Origin of the sequence: Bacillus sp. FSL K6-3431 (genome assembly GCF_038002605.1) — a bacterium.
Classification (GTDB): Bacteria; Bacillota; Bacilli; order Bacillales; family Bacillaceae_C; genus Lederbergia.
The window spans coordinates 249,334-267,933 of the sequence record NZ_JBBOCT010000001.1 but is presented as its reverse complement, the minus strand read 5'-3'; the positions used below and the strand labels follow the sequence as shown (position 1 = coordinate 267,933).

At 35.8% G+C, this 18,600-nt stretch carries 23 protein-coding genes; 2 read left to right on the top strand and 21 right to left on the bottom strand.

The features are described 5' to 3' along the window. Positions 1–247: 247 nt before the first annotated feature. Positions 248–490, top strand: a complete 243-nt coding sequence (locus MHB53_RS01295; protein WP_340915214.1) for a DNA alkylation repair protein — start codon at positions 248–250, stop codon at positions 488–490. Between the two features lie 32 nt (positions 491–522). On the opposite strand, the gene MHB53_RS01290 is transcribed toward MHB53_RS01295, so the two are convergent. The 12 genes from MHB53_RS01290 to MHB53_RS01235 all read right to left on the bottom strand — a co-directional run bounded on the left by MHB53_RS01290 (position 523) and on the right by MHB53_RS01235 (position 9,303). Continuing rightward, positions 523–1,986 carry a lmo1851 family serine protease gene (locus MHB53_RS01290; protein ID WP_340915212.1) on the bottom strand — a complete coding sequence of 488 codons (1,464 nt, stop codon included), beginning with the start codon at positions 1,984–1,986 and terminating at the stop codon, positions 523–525. A gap of 238 nt (positions 1,987–2,224) precedes the next feature. Continuing rightward, a complete protein-coding gene (locus tag MHB53_RS01285; RefSeq protein WP_340915210.1) occupies positions 2,225–3,085 on the bottom strand; it encodes a D-alanyl-D-alanine carboxypeptidase family protein in 861 nt (286 codons plus the stop codon). Between the two features lie 35 nt (positions 3,086–3,120). After that, entirely contained in the window at positions 3,121–3,831 is a 711-nt protein-coding gene (gene deoD / locus MHB53_RS01280) for a purine-nucleoside phosphorylase (RefSeq protein WP_340915208.1), read from the bottom strand. A gap of 304 nt (positions 3,832–4,135) precedes the next feature. Next, positions 4,136–4,306, bottom strand: coding sequence for a YozD family protein (locus MHB53_RS01275; protein ID WP_340915205.1), 171 nt, complete (start codon positions 4,304–4,306; stop codon positions 4,136–4,138). 52 nt (positions 4,307–4,358) lie between these two features. Next, positions 4,359–4,583, bottom strand: a complete 225-nt coding sequence (locus MHB53_RS01270) for a YozE family protein (protein WP_340915203.1) — start codon at positions 4,581–4,583, stop codon at positions 4,359–4,361. A 400-nt stretch (positions 4,584–4,983) separates the two neighbouring features. Further along, on the bottom strand, positions 4,984–5,136 hold the full coding sequence (locus MHB53_RS01265; RefSeq protein ID WP_340915201.1) for a YjcZ family sporulation protein: 153 nt from the start codon (positions 5,134–5,136) through the stop codon (positions 4,984–4,986). A 119-nt stretch (positions 5,137–5,255) separates the two neighbouring features. Then, positions 5,256–5,756, bottom strand: coding sequence for a PTS sugar transporter subunit IIA (locus MHB53_RS01260; protein ID WP_340915198.1), 501 nt, complete (start codon positions 5,754–5,756; stop codon positions 5,256–5,258). 171 nt (positions 5,757–5,927) lie between these two features. Next, positions 5,928–6,353: a peptide-methionine (R)-S-oxide reductase MsrB gene (gene msrB, locus MHB53_RS01255; RefSeq protein WP_340915197.1), complete on the bottom strand. Its 426-nt coding sequence runs from the start codon at positions 6,351–6,353 to the stop codon at positions 5,928–5,930. Continuing rightward, on the bottom strand, positions 6,346–6,891 hold the full coding sequence (msrA, locus tag MHB53_RS01250; protein WP_340915195.1) for a peptide-methionine (S)-S-oxide reductase MsrA: 546 nt from the start codon (positions 6,889–6,891) through the stop codon (positions 6,346–6,348). The genes msrB and msrA overlap by 8 nt, the downstream gene beginning before the upstream one ends. A gap of 31 nt (positions 6,892–6,922) precedes the next feature. Next, positions 6,923–7,507 (bottom strand): YpmS family protein, encoded by a 585-nt coding sequence (locus tag MHB53_RS01245; protein ID WP_340915194.1) that lies wholly within the window; start codon positions 7,505–7,507, stop codon positions 6,923–6,925. A 26-nt stretch (positions 7,508–7,533) separates the two neighbouring features. Further along, complete coding sequence (locus tag MHB53_RS01240; protein WP_340915192.1) at positions 7,534–8,325, bottom strand: SGNH/GDSL hydrolase family protein; 792 nt, start codon at positions 8,323–8,325, stop codon at positions 7,534–7,536. 135 nt (positions 8,326–8,460) lie between these two features. Continuing rightward, complete coding sequence (locus MHB53_RS01235; RefSeq protein WP_340915190.1) at positions 8,461–9,303, bottom strand: DegV family protein; 843 nt, start codon at positions 9,301–9,303, stop codon at positions 8,461–8,463. A 174-nt stretch (positions 9,304–9,477) separates the two neighbouring features. Here MHB53_RS01235 and trhA point away from each other — a divergent pair, with 174 nt between their 5' ends. Next, positions 9,478–10,128, top strand: a complete 651-nt coding sequence (gene trhA, locus MHB53_RS01230; protein WP_340915188.1) for a PAQR family membrane homeostasis protein TrhA — start codon at positions 9,478–9,480, stop codon at positions 10,126–10,128. 90 nt (positions 10,129–10,218) lie between these two features. On the opposite strand, the gene MHB53_RS01225 is transcribed toward trhA, so the two are convergent. From MHB53_RS01225 to mntR, 9 genes are all read right to left on the bottom strand, one after another. After that, positions 10,219–10,704 carry a dihydrofolate reductase gene (locus MHB53_RS01225; RefSeq protein WP_340915187.1) on the bottom strand — a complete coding sequence of 162 codons (486 nt, stop codon included), beginning with the start codon at positions 10,702–10,704 and terminating at the stop codon, positions 10,219–10,221. Next, positions 10,701–11,495: a thymidylate synthase gene (locus MHB53_RS01220; protein WP_340915184.1), complete on the bottom strand. Its 795-nt coding sequence runs from the start codon at positions 11,493–11,495 to the stop codon at positions 10,701–10,703. Before MHB53_RS01220 ends, MHB53_RS01225 begins: the two co-directional genes overlap by 4 nt. An 11-nt stretch (positions 11,496–11,506) precedes the next feature. Next, positions 11,507–12,199 (bottom strand): anthrax toxin lethal factor-related metalloendopeptidase, encoded by a 693-nt coding sequence (locus MHB53_RS01215; RefSeq protein ID WP_340915183.1) that lies wholly within the window; start codon positions 12,197–12,199, stop codon positions 11,507–11,509. A 137-nt stretch (positions 12,200–12,336) separates the two neighbouring features. Then, positions 12,337–12,945 carry a YpjP family protein gene (locus MHB53_RS01210; protein ID WP_340915182.1) on the bottom strand — a complete coding sequence of 203 codons (609 nt, stop codon included), beginning with the start codon at positions 12,943–12,945 and terminating at the stop codon, positions 12,337–12,339. 404 nt (positions 12,946–13,349) lie between these two features. Beyond that, positions 13,350–13,784: a BrxA/BrxB family bacilliredoxin gene (locus tag MHB53_RS01205; protein ID WP_340915181.1), complete on the bottom strand. Its 435-nt coding sequence runs from the start codon at positions 13,782–13,784 to the stop codon at positions 13,350–13,352. Between the two features lie 20 nt (positions 13,785–13,804). After that, complete coding sequence (locus MHB53_RS01200; RefSeq protein ID WP_340915180.1) at positions 13,805–14,938, bottom strand: conserved virulence factor C family protein; 1,134 nt, start codon at positions 14,936–14,938, stop codon at positions 13,805–13,807. Positions 14,939–15,098: 160 nt separating this feature from the next. Beyond that, a complete protein-coding gene (locus MHB53_RS01195) occupies positions 15,099–16,988 on the bottom strand; it encodes an ABC-F family ATP-binding cassette domain-containing protein (RefSeq protein ID WP_340915177.1) in 1,890 nt (629 codons plus the stop codon). A 203-nt stretch (positions 16,989–17,191) separates the two neighbouring features. After that, positions 17,192–17,896 (bottom strand): AIM24 family protein, encoded by a 705-nt coding sequence (locus MHB53_RS01190; protein WP_340915176.1) that lies wholly within the window; start codon positions 17,894–17,896, stop codon positions 17,192–17,194. Between the two features lie 58 nt (positions 17,897–17,954). Beyond that, complete coding sequence (mntR, locus tag MHB53_RS01185; protein WP_340915174.1) at positions 17,955–18,395, bottom strand: transcriptional regulator MntR; 441 nt, start codon at positions 18,393–18,395, stop codon at positions 17,955–17,957. Positions 18,396–18,600 lie beyond the last annotated feature (205 nt).

The window sequence follows — 18,600 nt, the reverse complement described above, 5'->3', positions numbered from 1 at the left end:
TATAGATACGGCATTTCTGTGTGAAGGATAATTCTGACTTACATTGGGCAATTTCCATTTACAACAAGGTATTACCATAAACTGCTATAGAATGCATATTGACAGCTTTTTTTTCTAGTGTCTTTCGTTACAATTATTACATTGATATAACAATTATTATATTTGATCGTACTCTCTCACACGTATACTTATAATATTTCGGAAATCAGGGTAACCTATCATATGACACTTTTTGGGAGGAATGAAGATGGATATCCGATACCGCTGCCCTAATTGCAAAACCAATCGTTCTCGTTTTAATATTATTGAACAGGTTCCCCATGCAGTTAAACTGGATCCTCAAACAGGGGAAACGATAGAAAGGTTTGCCGGTAAGGACGATGCTGGGCCTTTTCACATTGCTTATAGCGGCCCAGAGAGAAGAATACAATGTGGTACATGTGGACTAGTGGAAGATGAATATACATTTATAAAGTTTGGGGAAAAATAAAAAGCAAACAAAAAAACTCCGAATGGAGTTTTTTATTTGCTTTTATCTTTTGTTAATAATTCGAATGCTTTTTTTACCTGTGGGTCATTTTTAACAATCATATCACGTATTTTTTCCATTAAAGCTACTGTTGACTCTCCTTGTAACACTCCATTTGGATCTAATTTTACGCTAGTTTGAAATTCCTTAACAGCTTGTACTGTTTTATCGTCATAATTAGTATCTACATTTCCAGGATTAAATCCAAGAACCTTTAACATTTCTTCAGCAGATTTCACTTCATTTGCAACCGTATCTTTCTTCAATTCTTTATCTGGATCAATATATGAAAGCTCTGCATAGGCAGGTAGCTTCTCAACAAAGTCAGGCTCAATGCCTTTTTCGTGTATCCAATTACCGTTTGGAGTCAGCCATTTTGCCATCGTGTATTTCATATTAGATTTATCGGTAAACTCTTTCGTCGTTTGCACTGTCCCTTTACCGAAAGATTTTTCACCAACTAATTTGATATTAGCAGATTCGCTTACGGCTCCGGCTAATATCTCTGAAGCACTCGCACTGCCTTTATCAATCAGCATTACTGTTGGTACATCTATTTTCTTGCCATCTTTAGCTACAAATTCTTCCACGGTTCCATCTTTATATGCAACTTGGAAAAGTAATTTCCCTTTTGGAACAAATAAATTGGATATATTCACAGCTTGATCAAGTAGGCCTCCCGGGTTTTGTCTAACGTCAATGATGAGGGATTTCATTCCCTTTTCTTCCATATCATTTAACGCAGCAGCAAGGTCTTTATCTGTATGACTAGAAAAACTTGTAATTTGAATTTTCGCGACGCCATCCTCCATCATTTCGGCATATACCGTATTGATTGGTATTTCATCTCTTGTAATCGTTATATCTAATGGCTCCGTTTTTTCACCGCGTTGGATTTGAAGGTTCACTTTCGTTCCTTTTTCTCCACGAATTAATAATACTGCCTCGTTCGCACTCATGCCTTGAATGCTTTTACCATCAACAGTAATGATTTTATCTTTCGGTCTAATCCCTGCTTTTTCCGCTGGCGAGCCCTTTATTGGGGAAACGACAACAATATATCCACTTAGCTCTTGTATCTCTGCACCAATTCCTTGAAAAGAAGAAGATATACTTTCACTAAACTGACTTGCTTCTTTTTTCGTCATATAATCAGAATATGGATCTTCAAGCGCATTAAGCATGCCGTCTATCGCACCATTTACCAAATCCTCTTGATTTAAATCTTGAAAATAGCTTTTCTCCAATTCATCGTATGCTTGATAAAGCTTTGTAAAATTTTTCCGTTCTTGGCCCGTAACATTCACTGCCTTTTCATCGCCCAAACCAAGTGCAATCAGTGTAATACCCGCAGTAGAAAAGATAAGCAAAAATATTAACATAACAAACTTAAACTTCTTCATGTGAATATAGCCAATCTTGCTTTCCGTTTCTTCCGTATCATTATTATCTACCATTTCATTTCACCACTTTCATTCCCGACAGCTGAAACAAGTATAAACAGCTCTCTTTCTTTGTTTTCCATGTTAATTACTTATGTGCTATCCATACAAAAGCTCCAACAAAGGAGGCTTTCTTTATTACCTAGCGAATGTACGTTGTATTTCTTTATCCCGATTTTTCAGGGTTTAAGCCCCCACCTAATTCCACGATGTTTCAGCTTGCTGAAACGTGTTCACTAGCGAATATCCCTTATTATATTTTTTCTACTACTTGAAAAAACTCCTCTAATGTCCAATCATTTTCAAAAACCCAGTTTGCTATTTTTTCTCCTACATAGCGAAAATGCCAAGGCTCATATTGATATCCTGTAATTTCTTCTTTTTCTTTAGGATATCTAAGTATATAACCAAAACGATGAGCGTTATTTTTTAGCCATTTGCCATCTAGTGTTTCCCCAAATTCTTCTGATAAAAGGAAATTAGCGTCCTGACTCGATATATCCATAGCAAGACCTGATTGATGTTCACTACTTCCAGGATTAGCTACAACTTGTAAGGCTTGCTCTTCGCCAACTTTTGCAATTTCTGCATCTAATATTGTTTTTTGTCGACTATATGATCGGTATCCAGATACCGCAAATAAATGAACATCTTCTTTTTTAGCCGCTAAAAACATTTTTTCCAATGCTGCCGCAGCTTCTTTTCTTAAATAACTTTTCTCAATATCTTCATCACCGAAAGAAAAAGATACTTTGGGACGAACTAAATCATCCGGTTCATAATTTCCTGGTAAGAAAAATTCCTTATTCACTAATGCAAAAGGATTACTAGGATTTTTAATTTCTAAGATGTTATTTACCTGTTGTATTTCATTAAAATACGCGGCTTCCAGTGCCATTTCAGATTCTTTACTTTCATTATTTTGTTTCTCACCTAAACCATCATTAGTATTACTTGGTTCTTCGTCCGGTATTTCTTCCGGTTTTTTTGGTTCTTCTACTATATGCTCATTTTCTGCCGGCTTTTCTGACTGCTTGTCCGACTTAAATGGATTTTCCAAAGAACAACCTGTTAATAATAATACTGTTAAAAATACAATTAAAACTTTTTTCATACTTCTTCACTTCTCTTCCAACAAAATATAGCTGTTTATCTTGCTTCTTTAATGGCTGCATCTAATGCCACTTCAATCATTTCATTGAAAGTGGTTTGTCTTTCTTCTGCTGTTGTTTCTTCACCAGTTAGAATATGATCACTCACTGTCAATACGGAAAGGGCTTTTCTTCCGTATTTAGCTGCAATTGTATATAATGCTGAGGTTTCCATCTCTATCGCTAAAATACCATACTTAGCCCATTTTTCATGCTCCGCATTGTCATTATAAAACATATCTGCGGTGAAAACATTTCCTACTTTTAAATTCAAGCCTCTTTCTAGTCCAGTATCATAGGCGTTTTTCAGCAATTCGAATGAAGCTGTTGGTGCATAATCTACACCGCCAAAAGTTAATCTATTCATTTGTGAATCTGTCGAAGCAGTCATCGCTAAAATTACATCTCGGACTTTTACATCCTTTTGAATAGCACCACATGTTCCAACTCTTATTAAATTTTGGACATTATAACTATTCATTAATTCATTTATGTAAATAGATATTGACGGAACGCCCATTCCGGTTCCTTGCACGGAAATTCTTTTACCTTTATACTCACCGGTATATCCAAACATATTCCGCACTTCATTATAGCATATTACATTTTCTAAAAATGTCTCGGCAATATATTTTGCTCGTAGTGGATCTCCTGGTAAAAGTACTGTTTCAGCAATTTCATTTTGTGACGCACCAATATGTATACTCATTTATTTTTCCTCCTAATATTTACACTCACCTATTTACATTTTAATTGTTTCGCTAATATCATGCAAATATTCGAGTATTTAGGATAGATTTAAAACTTTGTAATGCTAGCTTTAACAAGTTTCTTTATCCAAACATTTTGTTCCTGAATAGCAAACCTACTAAGTCAGAACCTCTCAAGGGGCTTAAGGAGGGCTCCTATGCGTTAGAAACATTTCACACAATATACATTTTAATCAGTTCTAAGCCAACGAAAAAACGCCAGTTATAAACTGACGTTTTACTTTAGTCTTTCCATATTCCTTTTTAATCTTCGTAATCCTCGTCTATAATATTCTTTTCAATTAAATAATCAAATGCTATATCTGCCAACACATCAGCTTCTTCTTCACTTGGAGTATATCCTCTTTGTAATAGCTCCCGATAGAAAAATTCTGCGATTTCCTCCGTGTCGATAAACACTTCCATTTCACGCATCTTAATCGCCCCTTATGCTGAAATTCCTATCAATTAGCTATTTACTAGCCAACTATTTATTCTCAGACTCCATATATAGCTCCCAAGCAAAATCAAATAGTGACATATTAGGTAAATAGTGTCCGCTTAACTCTAAATAATTAGTAAGCAAGTGATAATCATCCGAACCTTTCGGAAAACCATGATCATGGTAAGCAGCATTAGCAAATTCACTAAGTTCATCTTTCTTGATAGTATGACGGTATTTCATTAAAAAGTGATAAAAGGATTTATTCATTGAGATTAATCCGCCTTTCTATTTCTTTGCTCTCATAAATATAGCGGATAGTCGTCCCATGGTAAATGATATTTACTCAAATAAACCATTTTCCAATTATAAATACAGCTACATCGTATAATTATAAAATCACTTTCTATTCGCCTAGAATGATTTCCTGCTTACACATCCCTCCATATACATTTCTTACTTGTAAATGTATGCATTATCTAAAGATTCATGCGGATTGTTCCATTAATTCAGTAATACTTGAAAATATCATAACAAATTCGCAAAAAAGTACGTGATACCACGTCCATTAACCCATGATGGACAAAGAAAGATTAGATACATACCTAGACAAAAAAGAAAAAGCCCAAGAAGAAAAGTTCATTCCTTCAGGGACTTCCTTTTTAGATACTTAGTTTGGGAAGCACCAACATGCGCCGATAATGATTAATAGAATAAACAATACGACGATAAGGGCAAATCCGCCTCTTCCACCGCCACCGCACTCATTACCATATCCGTAAGCTGGGTAACATGGATCATAACAGCCATAATTTTCGTACATTTTCACCACTCCTCATTCTTTTATTCCCTTCGCTGTTAGTCTATGTAGAGTATGGTTGGGCGGTTTGTGCATTCGCCTATAAAAAAAAGAAAAACACCCATGAATGGGTGTAAAAATATTTATTTCATCGTTATTTCCATCATTGGCGTTTCACCTGCAGTTACATGACCAACGGAATGCTTTGTAATTGAAGCTACATCATCACCATTCGTGATAATAATAGGAGTAATTGTACTAGCTGCTTTGTCAGTGACTAGGGCAAAATCAAACTCAACCAATATGTCACCTGTATTTACTTTATCTCCTTCTTTAACAAATACATTAAAGCCTTCACCTTTCAAACCAACCGTTTCAATACCGATATGAAGAAGTATTTCAGCGCCATTCTTTGTTTTAATACCAATCGCATGCTTGGTAGGAAATACTTGAATAATTTCTCCGTCTACTGGAGCAACTACCTTCCCATTCTCAGGATTTATTGCCATTCCGTCTCCCATCATGCTTTGAGCAAAAACTGGATCAGGTACATCTCCCAATTCTATCACTTGTCCTGTTAGATGAGCGACCACTGTGAATGTTTTAGATACTTCCTCTTTTTTACCAAATAATTTTTTCAACATATGCTATTCCGCCTTCCAATCCCTTTTATATGGGATACTTAATGTATGTAAATATAGTGTCTTTCTAAGGTTTAAAGCCCCACACCTCTAAGCGAAGCGTAGGTATGAGTTACCAATCAGCTGGGGCAGAATCCCCACCTGATTCCCCCATGTTTTCTTAGTGAATAGAGATCACTTAAAAAGTCCTTCATATTTTGCATAGCCCATTTCCACTAATTTATCTTTCGGTATGAAGCGAAGCGCTGCAGAGTTTATACAATACCTCAACTTCGTTGGACCTGGACCGTCAGGAAATACATGTCCTAAATGAGCATCCGCTTCCTTGCTTCTAACTTCCGTCCGGATCATACCATGAGTCATATCTTTTTTCTCGAGCAGTTCCTCATCGTCTATGCCTTTTGTAAAACTTGGCCATCCACAGCCTGCATCGTATTTATCTGTAGAACTGAACAAGGGCTTACCGGAAATAATGTCAACATAAATTCCTTCATCTTCCTTGTCCCAGTATTCATTATTAAACGGTGGCTCTGTGCCATTGTTTTGTGTAACATTGAATTGCATAGAAGTAAGTTTGTTTTTTAAATCATCGCTATTCATGTGACTCCCCCCAGTGTTTTTGAATAAAATCCGCTCGTCCCGAACCGATTTGATAAGATGAATACCGTTGTTGATTCTTTTTGTAAAATTGCTGATGATAGTCCTCAGCTGGATAAAATGTAGCAGCTTTTTCTATCGGGACTACTATCGGTTGCTTAAATCTGCCACTTTCCGCCAAGTCGTTTTTTGACTTTTCCGCAAGCAATTTTTGTTGTTCTGTGTGATAGTAAATAACAGGACGGTACGATACTCCCCGATCATAGAATTGTCCACCGGCGTCTGTCGGGTCGATTTGCATCCAAAATAATTCCAACAGTTGATGATACTTAAAAACATTTGGATCAAATGTGATTTGCACTGCTTCTGTATGTCCCGTCAGCCCAGAACACACTTCTTCATAAGTAGGATTTTCAGTAATTCCTCCTGTATACCCCGAAACAACAGCTATAATGCCCGGCAATTCGTCGAAGGGTTTAACCATACACCAAAAGCACCCACCAGCAAATGTAGCAATTTCTAAGTCGTGACTTTCATTCATACTATTGCCTCCCTTCATATTACTATGCCTATTAATCGACTGGAACAAGCATTTTCATAGCTATATCATCATCGACTAAATTAAAACTTTCAGCTTTAACATTGATTCCGCCATTTAATTTCATTTTATGAAGAGCAACATAAATCTCTTTATCATTTGGTTGTATGATAACCCATTCAGGAAATTTATAGGCATCACGAATCAATTTTAAAATATAGGAAACCGGAAGTTTAACATTTCCAAGTGATACGCCTCTTTGTTTTAATAAAAGATCCCCGTTTTCTAAAGCCGTTGGTTCAAATGTCATTTTTAATTGCATTGTTTGAGAAAAAACTTTCATCTCTCCAAATAATTCTACCTCATCCGTCAATAGCACTTGATAATGTACAGGTCCATTAAGTCCTTCTTTTTCAATATAATGGTTAATTAGTTTATTTAAGTCCTTTTTATCCGTTTGAATTAAAAATTCAGATGCATTTTTATTTGTTTCTATTATTTCTGGTATGGCTTCTTGGTCGGATGAAATAAATAATAATAAGGCTAATCCCATTATTATCAGAACATTAAATGCAAATAAAATAATAAAGAGGAGTTTCCATGCATTTTTATTTATCAACTTACCACACCCCTTTTATAGCATGTTTACTCAAATACACTTTTAAGCAGATTCTCATTCTCTAATTGAGAAAAAATGCGATCTCCTATTAATTCGTATCCTCGATTATTGGGATGAAAATAATCTGTATATAAAAGACTTTCTTCATTATTTTCAAATATATTTGCAATAGGTACAAATATAGCTCGATCTACATTGGATACTTCCTCTAAACTCGTTTGATTCCAATTTTCCACTATCGTGCTCATTTCTTTAATATCTGAGAACCATTTTATAAATGGATTATATATTCCAATTAATACAATCCCAGCTTCATTATTATATTGACGAATAGTCATAAAAATTTCATGTAATGTTTTACTGTACCCATTTTCTGCCGCGACAAACTTATTTAGCTCCAGCCCCATCATGTTTTCTTTAAACACTTGCATGATATCATTTCCACCTATGGTAATGATAACCAAATCAGCATCCACTATAGCAGTTTTCACATTTTCCTTATTCAAGCGTTTTAATAGTTGATCACTTCTATTTCCTCTCACACCAAAGTTTTGAAAATTTGCAGTGGAAATTAACTTACTAGCTTCCAATTTAGCTTGCAAATAAGGAATATATCCACCTAAATCCTGAATATCCCCAACTCCTTGAGTTAAAGAATCTCCCACAGCAACTACAGAGACATCCCTCGGTATAAAATCAACAGGTGGATTTTGTTTTACTTCTCTAGAAAACGTCCGAGCTTCTTGACTGGAGATGGTCGCTGAACATCCTGTCAATATGAGCGTTAGGCTAAGTAAAAATAGTAAAAGTTTATTCATTCGTTGCTTTCATCCTTTATTTATAAAGTTATATTATTATAACACGGCAAAGGAAAACGAAAACAAAAAATGTTTGAGTAATTTTGCACAAAAAAATAGCGATCGTTTACAGACCGAAGTAGAAAATGCAATGATTTACTCAACATAATACATAAATCCTAGCGCTCCCGGACCTGCGTGTGTACCAATGACTGGAGTAGTATCTTCTATCTCTACTTTATCAAAACCAGTCAGTTCTTCGATTATTTTTTTTATTTTCATAGCGAATTCTAGACCATTTGCATGTGCAAGTCCAACACTTTTAATCGTTTTACCTTCGATATCTTCTGAAAATTGTTTAATTAAATACTTGATTGCCTGTGGTTGATTTCTTACTTTGGCAACTGGTGATAGTTCGCCATCTTCCAACATCGTAATTGGCTTTATATTTAGCAAAGAACCAATCATCGCACGCCCCTTTCCAATTCTGCCACCCTTTACCAAATTTTCAAGTGTGTCTACAACAAGATATAATTTTGTATTATTTCGGACAGTTTCCAAGGATTCGATAATATCATGTACTGTTTTTCCTTCTTTAACCAAATTAACGGCCTTTTCCACTTGAAATGCCAACGCTTTGGAAATATATAAGGAATCAATAATTGTTACTTTTGATTTACTCATACTTGCTGCTGTTCTTGCTGCCTCTACAGTACCGCTCATTTTACCAGTCATATGGATAGATAGTACTTCACTACCATCCTCACCTAATGCATCATATAATTTTATAAATTCACCTACTGCGGGTTGCGAACTTTTTGGCAGTTCAGCAGATAGTTTCATTTTTTGCATAAAGGTCTTTGGAGTAATATCAACTCTGTCTAAATAAGTTTCTCCGTCAATAGTAATGGATAAAGGAATAACGTGTATGTTTAATTTGTCTATTTCAGATTTTGATAAATCACACGTCGAGTCCGTTACAATTTTTATTTTATTCATTAAGTCACATCCTTATAATCTTCAATCATATTATACAGGTTTCATTACTAGAAGGATAGAAATGGCCTTTTTAAAAAAGCGATGCAGTTGAATCATTAGGTTGTTTTTCCTTAGCGTTTGCATTTCATCACATGTGACGATAAAATATATGGATAAGGAATTGGAGGTTTTCCAATGGAAACAACTTTTTATACTGATGGCGAGTCATATAATTGGAAAGAAGAACTAGCTAACGCTATTACTCATGGTATCGGATTTCTTCTAAGTATCCCAGCGCTTGTAATCTTAATCGTCTCTGCAGCGCAAAAAGGCGATCCACTTCAGATCGTTAGCTTCACTATATATGGCATTTCCATGTTACTACTCTATTTATTTTCTACAATGCTCCATAGTTTTAAGCCTTCAAAAGCAAAAAATATATTTGCCATACTTGATCATTCAGCTATCTACCTATTAATCGCAGGCACATATACACCACTAGTACTGGTTTCACTAAATGGTGTTCTCGGTTGGACTTTGTTCGGGATTGTCTGGGGCTTAGCCATTGCAGGAATTACTTTAAAATGTTTCTTAATTAACCGGTTTCGTGTACTTTCCACCTTTTTTTATCTGGTTATGGGTTGGTTAGTAATCATTGCTGTTGAGCCTCTATATTCTAATTTAAGTGGAACCGGATTTGGTTTACTACTTAGTGGAGGACTTTTGTATTCCGTAGGCGCCATTTTCTATATATGGAGAAATTTGCCTTACTCACATGCTATTTGGCATCTGTTTGTAATTGCAGGAAGTGCATGCATATATTTCTGTATTTTGTTCTATGTATAAATACAGAAAAAAGTTCAACCTCGACACTAATTAGACATATATACTACTTTGTCAAATATAAGAAAGCGAGCTGCTTAGCTCGCTTTTTCTTTATTTCTTTTTATATTTTTGAAAATAATAATCATATGGGTTTTTTTCATCTTTTAGACCTTTATTATTTGATACTATAGTCCATTCTTGCCAAGCTAATTTTGGGAAATACGTGTCACCTTCGAAAGTAGCATGAATTTTAGTGACATATAACTGATCCACTTCGTCTATGAATAGTTTAAAAATTTCCGATCCACCTGTAATAAAAACTTCATAGCTATTTTCATCTGCCCATTGTAGAAGTTCATTTTTAGAATGGAAAACTAGGCAGCCTTCCTGCTTATAATCTGAATCCCGAGTTAAAATAATATTTGTACGTCCAGGTAACGGTCTCCCAATTGATTCAAATGTTTTTCTTCCCATGACAATGGTATGTCCCATCGTCGTCTCTTTAAAGTATTTCAAATCAGCAGGCAATCTCCAAGGTAGATCATTTTCCTTACCGATTAGTCCATTCTCATCTTCTGCCCATAAAAAAGAAATCATACACTTACCGCCCCTTTAATATGTGGATGTGGATCATAGTTTTCTAATGAGAAATCATCAAAAGTAAACTGAAATAAATCTTTTACTTCTGGATTGATCTTCATTGTTGGAAGTGAACAAGGTTCCCGACTAAGCTGTAACTGTACTTGCTCCAGATGGTTCGAATAGATATGTGCATCCCCGAGCGTATGTACAAATTCACCTGGCTCCAGATTTGTCACTTGCGCCATCATCATTGTCAGTAAAGCATATGAAGCAATGTTAAATGGTACTCCTAGAAAAATATCAGCTGATCTTTGATATAGTTGACACGATAGTTTTCCATCTGCTACGTAGAATTGGAATAAACAATGACATGGAGGTAAAGCCATTTTATCAATCTCTCCTACATTCCACGCATTTACAATCATACGACGCGAATCAGGATTGTTTTTGATTTGCTGGAGCACATCTTTAATTTGATCCTTAGTTGACCCATCTGCTACTTGCCATGACCGCCATTGTTTACCGTATACCGGACCTAATTCGCCATTCTCATCTGCCCACTCATTCCAAATCCTTACTCCATTCTCCTGTAGATAAGCAATATTTGTATCACCTGCCAAAAACCAGAGAAGTTCATGGATGATTGACTTTGTATGAAGTTTTTTCGTAGTAAGCAGTGGAAATCCTTTTTGCAAATCAAATTTCATTTGATAACCAAATGTACTGATCGTACCAGTACCCGTGCGATCTTCCTTTTTTGTTCCATTCTCTAACACATCATTTATTAATTGTACATATTGTTTCATTTTCACCCATCCTAACCATTATATAATTGACTAAATAATCCATATGTAACTGGCGCAAATTCCTTCAATTTCATTCTCGTCACATCTGAAAGAAAGAATAATGCAAAGCTTTCGGCAAAATACTCTTCTTTATAATTCAAAAAATAACTTTGCCCTGGAAATAAGATATTCGCTTCTTGTTCCCATGCTAATGTAAAATCGGTTTTATTGCTATCATTTTGCGTGTAATGATATATTGTATGCGCTATTTCGTGATATTCTAAATTAACTGATCCATGTCCTTTTCCTTGTTCGCTATGACCAATTTTAACAAGTATTAATTTAGAGCCGCCAACGCCCGGTAAGTCATTCCATACAATTCCACTTGGATAGCCTCTTGGTGCAACACCTTTTAAATGTGCTGCGCTCGGATTATCCGTTAATTCACCAGTAAATAATATAACTTTTATTCTTTTTTTCTTCATATTTTGTAAAATAGAGATTGGAAGAATATCTAACCTTTTTAATACCATCATCGCTTCCGTTTCATTAAATGGACTTTCGGGAACAACAACGATGTCTTTCAATATATCAATAGATTGTAATTCTATATTTTTATATACATTACTATTTTTCAAAAGCAGGCCATTATATGTAGGTTGCGATAGACCTGTCCCCAGTATTACGATGATTAGCATTATCGGCATAATTACCCAGTTTTTCATATAGCTTCAGCATCCTTTAAAATGAAATAAACTTTTAAAAACATGCTTTATTATATCATTTATCATCATTCATTTATCGTAATTTTTAATAGTGTGATATTTTACCAGAAAAAAACAAGCACGTCGCGATGTGCTTGTTAAACCGCTTTCCACTTCGGGGGGGTATTTTTATCCCAGTATATTGTTCCGAGCGAATAATGTGTTTGGAACTCATCGTGATACGTGTGATAATGGAAATTAAATGTGTATCCTTCCAATGGGGGCTTGTCCCTTCTTACATGGAAGCGTATAATATCTTGTTGTGTATCATTATTAAAAATATGAAAGATTTTTTCACTTACACCACCGCTTGGTGTTTCAGTAATCTCTAAACTTGCTAATGCATCTTCGGGAAACTGTGCTGCTGTCATTTGAATAGCAGATTCAATATTTGGTAAAACAATTTCTCTAAATTCATTTTCAATTACATTGGAAATCTTCGGACCAAATTTTGTCATAGATTGCCGCTCAGCTTCCAATGTCATTTCATTGATAAATTGTTCTTTATCAACTCTGTTGTCAGTAGATTGTAATTTAGCCTCAACAACAACTGCAGGCTGATTGGGCGTATGGTCAGCGGAAGAGCCTCGTTGCTGCGATTTCGCAACCTCTTGTTCTTGTGACCATAGTGCATGTGATGGAGTGACAGTGCCAAATGTTAGTATTGATACAACAACAATTAGTGATTTTCTAAGCCATTGTTTCATCTCCGCTGATCCCTTTCTTTATTTTCTTATTTATAGTATATAGTATATTATACGAATATTCTACGACTAAGTTTCACTATTTCAAAATGGTAAAAAAAATATTCTCAGGTATAATAGAAGTATTGTAATCATATAAAGGGGGTATCAGCATGCAAGCAGCGCTTCTTAATATTGGGGCTTTCATAATGATTGGTTATTTTGTATATTTGGCAATTGCAGATTAAGAGCTAAGGGCTAAGCCCATAGCTCTATTTTTTAGGCTCGCACGATCCGAGTCATAACGGCGTTGCAACACGACGGGGCGTCCTTAGCCGTTGTTCCTTATAGTCTAGCTTCAGGCGCTAGGGGCTCCGAGGGCATAAAAAGATACCCTCCAGCCATCTTGCCTTATGCTTGGCTCCCCCTTAGCAATGTTTTTGAAATGCTGTTGTTAAGTTTTTAACAATTTCTTCTACATCATTATCTTCTATATCTTCCCTAGGGATAAAATGTACTACTTCTTTACCTTTTAATAACGCCATGGATGGTGATGAAGGTTCATGATGCGTAAAATAGTCTCTCATTTTTGCAGTTGCTTCTTTATCTTGACCGGCAAAAACTGTTACAAGCTGATCGGGCTTCGTGTTGCTAGATGCGACAGCATGTACTGCTGCTGGGCGAGCAAGACCAGCTGCACAACCACAAACAGAATTTATTACTAATAGTGTTGTGCCTTGAGTGGATTCCATAAATTGCTCCACATCAGCCTCAGATAGTAATTCTTGAAAATCCGCCTTTATTAATTCTTCTCTCATTGGTTTTACAATTTGTTTCATATATTCTTCATATGCCATAGACATGTTACTTCCTCCTTAAATTTCTAGTTTTTTTGTCTTGCTTCCGTCATTTGTTTCCATACGGATCCTTGGGCTGCTTCTCCGCCTTCAATACGTTCAATTGCCATTTTAATTTGTAATTGTACTTCGAATTCCGGATCATCAGTGGCAGCCCTTAATGCTGGAAGCACGCTATCATCTCCAACCTCGTATAAAAACATGGCAGCTCTCCAACGTACAATTTTACTTTTATCCTGTAAAACCTCACTCATTTCAGTCATTGCGTCGGCAAAACCCAAATCGGATAAACAATCTCCCGCCGTTCTTCTCACTGGTACTGTCTTATCTTTTAACGCTTTATATAAAAAAGGCAAAATTGCACGATCTTCAACCATTCCCATATAAACTACTGCAAGTCGACGAATGGATGATCTTTCGTCTTGTAGCGCCTTTTCCAATACCGGGATATCTTTAACTGTAGGATCATCCATTTGGTCTAACAGCTGATAACGAATTTTCCAATCGGGGTGATCTAAGTCCTCTAAAGTTAACTTAATTAATTTTTTTGCTTGTTTGATTTTTGTACTAATAGTTGGATTCTGTGCTTGCTCAACGAGTCCCTTCAGCCTTTCTTGTGGATAGGCAGCACCAAGTTCTTCAGCTACTTCCTTACCTATCTGCGCTAAATCGCCATATCGTACCCCGAAGTCTTTCCATTTTCTTAATAGCACATAGTTTTCGCCATCAAGTTGGGCATCTTCCATCGATTTAGTAAACAATTCGGAAAGCGCTAGTCTTTTTTCGTCTGTTTCTGTTGTTAATTTTATTTGAACAGGGATATCTTTAAACATCAACACATGAACATTTACTTCTCCAAAATGTTCATCCACTTTATTATCTGTTATATCATAATCATCAACTGCTTCCCCGAATGCTAATCTCACTTGAGGGAGTATCTCTTCCCAACTATGCTTCCCGTTTCTTTCCACCGCTAAAAAATCAGCAACATGGTATACGCCCTTTACCCCTTCAATTTCAAGAATCGATTTAATAATGGGTGGAGCACTTTCTGCTTGGTCCTGTTTATAATTATTACTTTTACCAGCAGCAAGTTCCTCGTCCAAATTAATTTTCATCGTATTCGGGCTAGGAGTTGGTTCGATTGTTTTAATATTCATATCGTTCCACCTTTCATGACCTTCAATTACTATAGAAGTTCCATTACACTTATTGTATCATAGGCACAATAGCAGCTCTAACAACATGCCCCAACGTGATACCTGTTACAGGGTTATGGTGTTAAAACGAAGTCGGGCAGAGACAGATCGATTAGAGACCCTACCCTTCTATTTCCGAAAGATATGTCCATCGTTCAAGCAAATGCTCTAATAGAATGTTCTTTTGTTCACTTTCTTTCATTAATTTCTGTGCTATCTCAAAGTCACTTCCTGCTTGCTGGAGTTCCATATTGATTATTTCTAAACGCTCCTCTACATCAGCAATCTCAGTTTCGATGCTTTCCCATTCCAACTTCTCTTTAAAAGTCATCTTTTTCTTTTTATCATTTCCGTTAGTGCGCGAGGTTGATGGGTTACTCGGTTGATTCGCTGATTTAGCAGGAATTTCTTCTTGTTGTTCTGTCTCCAAATAATCAGAATAAGTTCCGAAAAAATGCAGGATTTTTCCTTCTCCTTGAAATACCAATAATTGATCTGCCGTTTTATCGAGGAAGTATCTATCATGTGATACGGATATAACTACTCCGGGAAATTCCTCAATATAGTTTTCTAATACTGTTAGCGTCGCAGTATCCAAATCATTTGTAGGTTCATCAAGAAGCAATACATTTGGCTTGTCCATTAGTAACTTTAACAAAAACAATCGTCTTCTTTCGCCACCGGAGAGTTTTTTTATCGGTGTTCCATGTGTGCTAGTTGGAAAAAGAAAGCGTTCCAGCATTTGTACTGCAGAGATAGTCTCTCCATCTGAAGTCTCTAGCACTTCCCCAACCTCACGAATATAAGCGATCATTCGCTGATTTTCATCCATTACTTCTGTTTCTTGGGTATAATACGCAATCTTCACTGTCTGACCGATAGACAACTCTCCACTATCTAATGTAAGCTGCCCATCTAACAGATTTAATAAAGTCGACTTCCCACTTCCGTTTTTTCCAACGATACCAAATCTATCTCCGGGTTTAACTAACCAATTAAAGTTCTGCAAAATTTGTTTGTTTTCAAACGTTTTTTCCGCATGAATAAATTCAAAGACTTGTTTACCAAGCCTACTTCCTTGCAATGCGATATCTATATTATCCTTTGCGGGTACTTTCCCTAAATCTGATGAAAGAGAGTCGAAGCGATTAATTCTCGCTTTCTGTTTTGTTGATCTTGCTTTTGCACCTCTTTTCATCCATGCAAGTTCTCTTCTATATAAATTTCGTCTTTTATCTTCCGCTTGCAATTCTTGGTCTTCCCTTAATGCTTTTGCTTCAATAAATGATTGATAATTCCCCTTATATGAATATATTTTTCCATAATCCAATTCTAAAATTCGATTCGCCATATTATCAAGAAAATATCGATCATGTGTTACAATCATCACGGCATTTGGATATTTACCTAAATACCCTTCCAACCATTTAATACTTTGATAATCTAGATGGTTTGTAGGCTCATCCAATAGTAACAAATCAGGCGTTTCTATTAATACTTGCGCTAAAGCAACGCGCTTTTTCTGTCCGCCTGATAATGCTCCTACCTTTTGCGTTATTTGATCAAGTCCTAATTTAGAAAGGATTACTTTCGCATCTGTACTTGCTTCCCAGCCATTTTCAGCATCCATTTGTTTTTGCAATCGAAATAAGTTTTCTTGAAGCACCTCATTCTCAGGTGCAGCAGCTAATTGCAGTAATGCTTCTTCATGTGCTTTCATTAGTTTTATTATTGGTGAATCACTTTGATACACCTGGTCAAGGATCGTTAGTGATTCATCTAAAACTGGTATTTGTGGTAAATACCCAACAGAATAGTCTTTTGGGTGGAAAAATTGGCCAGAATCAGCATCGTCGATACCAGCAATTATTTTAAGCAAACTTGATTTACCCGTACCATTCACGCCAATAATCCCAATACGCTCTTTTTCTTGAATATGAAAGGTAATTTCATCAAAAAGCTGCTTCTCTCCATATGCTTTTGTAATTTTATCTACAGAAAATATTTTCAAAATGGACCATTCCAATCATTAATTTTTCCCTCATTTTATTATAGTGCGTGGTCAAAAAGGTGCCAAACGAGAAACAAAAAATTCGCCATTTATCCTTTGGTGACTTTTTGAACATCCTATTATATATTTTTATTGTAACATGCAACGATATCGATTGTACCTAATCACAATGCCTATGAGCTTTATAAATAAAAAGTACGTAATTAGCTATTGCTTTGCTGGGAAAAATACGTTTCTTCAAACGGTTGAACAACGACAAATCCGTTCCCAGTAAACTTCATCTGAATAGACTCTCCGCTGCCTCGACCAAGGAAAGTTTTTAACGAAACATCCGTTACAAATTCTGGTTGTAAACTACCTGACCATGCAACTGTTGCATTTGGGTCCGTAAAAACTGGATTGCTAGGTGATACAATCAAAGTTAATGGTTCATAATGCGTGGTAATAGCCGCCATACCGCTCCCATCTACTTTCACATTAAAAAGACCACCTGCTAGCATACCAGCCACACGTTTCATCAATTTAATATCCCAATCGAGTTCAGACTCAAAAGCAAGCAGATTATTACCATTGACAAAAATCGATTCATTATGAAGATTTAATATGGATATTTTTTTACCATTATCAGCTAAATACAATTTCCCATTTCCAGTAGCCTTCATAAGTGCAGTACCTTCACCTGTAAATGCCTTTTTGAACATTTTTCCGATACCGTGCTCTAATATGCCTTCTCTAACAAATTTAATATTCCCCCGATAAGATACCATTGACCCTGCTTTTGCCCACACGTCACCATTCAAATTAATTTCTAAGAAGCGTGGTGTTTCTAACTCAAATAAACCATGATCCTTATCCTCTTGCTTTGTTTCTTCTATAAATTCATTAATAGAATATCGTTGATCTACCATTTGTATTCGCCCCTTCCCACTTAGTATCATTATATAGCTCAAATAAAAAAGAACCAGCTTATATTGGCTCTTTATCGGATACTTCTTCGATTTTCAAATGTAGTAATTCTAATTGTTTAATCCGCTGAGGATCATCCTCGAAAAATTGAACGAGGTCCCCTATCCTATCTATTGAATTCCAGCTTAAATGATGTTCAATTCCTTCCACATCATCATAAATATTTTCTTCCTTTACACCGATTATATGAAGGAATTTCTCCAATAAATCATGTCTTTCAACAAGTCTCCCACCGATTTTCTTGCCTTTGGGAGTAAGAATTAGCCCTCTATATTTCTCATAAATAAGATAGCCATCTCGATCAAGCTTTTGTACCATCTTTGTGACGGAAGAGGGATGGACTGCTAAAGCTTCAGCGATATCAGATACTCTGGCGTAGCCTTTATTTTCTATTAATAAGTATATTTGCTCAATATAATCTTCCATGCTAGGTGTTGGCATCTTATATCTCTACCCCTTATAAGTATTTATAAGCACCTAAAAGTTTACTATATAGCTATGCTTTTAACAAGGATGGTTATCCTACTCCTTTCATGTTCTATACAATTATTATAATACATAGACAATAAGACAATCGCCTTTACATAGTGTTTTTTTTATCGTAAAATTACATTATCATCTATAGATGATAATATTTTTGATAGCA

Bases quoted from the DNA above. Each gene is read 5' to 3' on its own strand.
- MHB53_RS01220 (WP_340915184.1), bottom strand. From the start codon at position 11,495: ATGAAACAATATGTACAATTAATAAATGATGTGTTAGAGAATGGAACA.
- MHB53_RS01265 (WP_340915201.1), bottom strand. From the start codon at position 5,136: ATGTACGAAAATTATGGCTGTTATGATCCATGTTACCCAGCTTACGGA.
- MHB53_RS01240 (WP_340915192.1), bottom strand. From the start codon at position 8,325: ATGAATAAACTTTTACTATTTTTACTTAGCCTAACGCTCATATTGACA.
- MHB53_RS01260 (WP_340915198.1), bottom strand. From the start codon at position 5,756: ATGTTGAAAAAATTATTTGGTAAAAAAGAGGAAGTATCTAAAACATTC.
- MHB53_RS01205 (WP_340915181.1), bottom strand. From the start codon at position 13,784: ATGTCTATGGCATATGAAGAATATATGAAACAAATTGTAAAACCAATG.
- trhA (WP_340915188.1), top strand. From the start codon at position 9,478: ATGGAAACAACTTTTTATACTGATGGCGAGTCATATAATTGGAAAGAA.
- deoD (WP_340915208.1), bottom strand. From the start codon at position 3,831: ATGAGTATACATATTGGTGCGTCACAAAATGAAATTGCTGAAACAGTA.
- MHB53_RS01295 (WP_340915214.1), top strand. From the start codon at position 248: ATGGATATCCGATACCGCTGCCCTAATTGCAAAACCAATCGTTCTCGT.
- msrB (WP_340915197.1), bottom strand. From the start codon at position 6,353: ATGAATAGCGATGATTTAAAAAACAAACTTACTTCTATGCAATTCAAT.
- mntR (WP_340915174.1), bottom strand. From the start codon at position 18,395: ATGCCAACACCTAGCATGGAAGATTATATTGAGCAAATATACTTATTA.
- MHB53_RS01215 (WP_340915183.1), bottom strand. From the start codon at position 12,199: ATGAAAAACTGGGTAATTATGCCGATAATGCTAATCATCGTAATACTG.
- MHB53_RS01290 (WP_340915212.1), bottom strand. From the start codon at position 1,986: ATGGTAGATAATAATGATACGGAAGAAACGGAAAGCAAGATTGGCTAT.
- MHB53_RS01270 (WP_340915203.1), bottom strand. From the start codon at position 4,583: ATGAATAAATCCTTTTATCACTTTTTAATGAAATACCGTCATACTATC.
- MHB53_RS01210 (WP_340915182.1), bottom strand. From the start codon at position 12,945: ATGAAACAATGGCTTAGAAAATCACTAATTGTTGTTGTATCAATACTA.
- msrA (WP_340915195.1), bottom strand. From the start codon at position 6,891: ATGAATGAAAGTCACGACTTAGAAATTGCTACATTTGCTGGTGGGTGC.
- MHB53_RS01235 (WP_340915190.1), bottom strand. From the start codon at position 9,303: ATGAATAAAATAAAAATTGTAACGGACTCGACGTGTGATTTATCAAAA.
- MHB53_RS01275 (WP_340915205.1), bottom strand. From the start codon at position 4,306: ATGCGTGAAATGGAAGTGTTTATCGACACGGAGGAAATCGCAGAATTT.
- MHB53_RS01190 (WP_340915176.1), bottom strand. From the start codon at position 17,896: ATGGTAGATCAACGATATTCTATTAATGAATTTATAGAAGAAACAAAG.
- MHB53_RS01285 (WP_340915210.1), bottom strand. From the start codon at position 3,085: ATGAAAAAAGTTTTAATTGTATTTTTAACAGTATTATTATTAACAGGT.
- MHB53_RS01200 (WP_340915180.1), bottom strand. From the start codon at position 14,938: ATGAATATTAAAACAATCGAACCAACTCCTAGCCCGAATACGATGAAA.
- MHB53_RS01225 (WP_340915187.1), bottom strand. From the start codon at position 10,704: ATGATTTCTTTTTTATGGGCAGAAGATGAGAATGGACTAATCGGTAAG.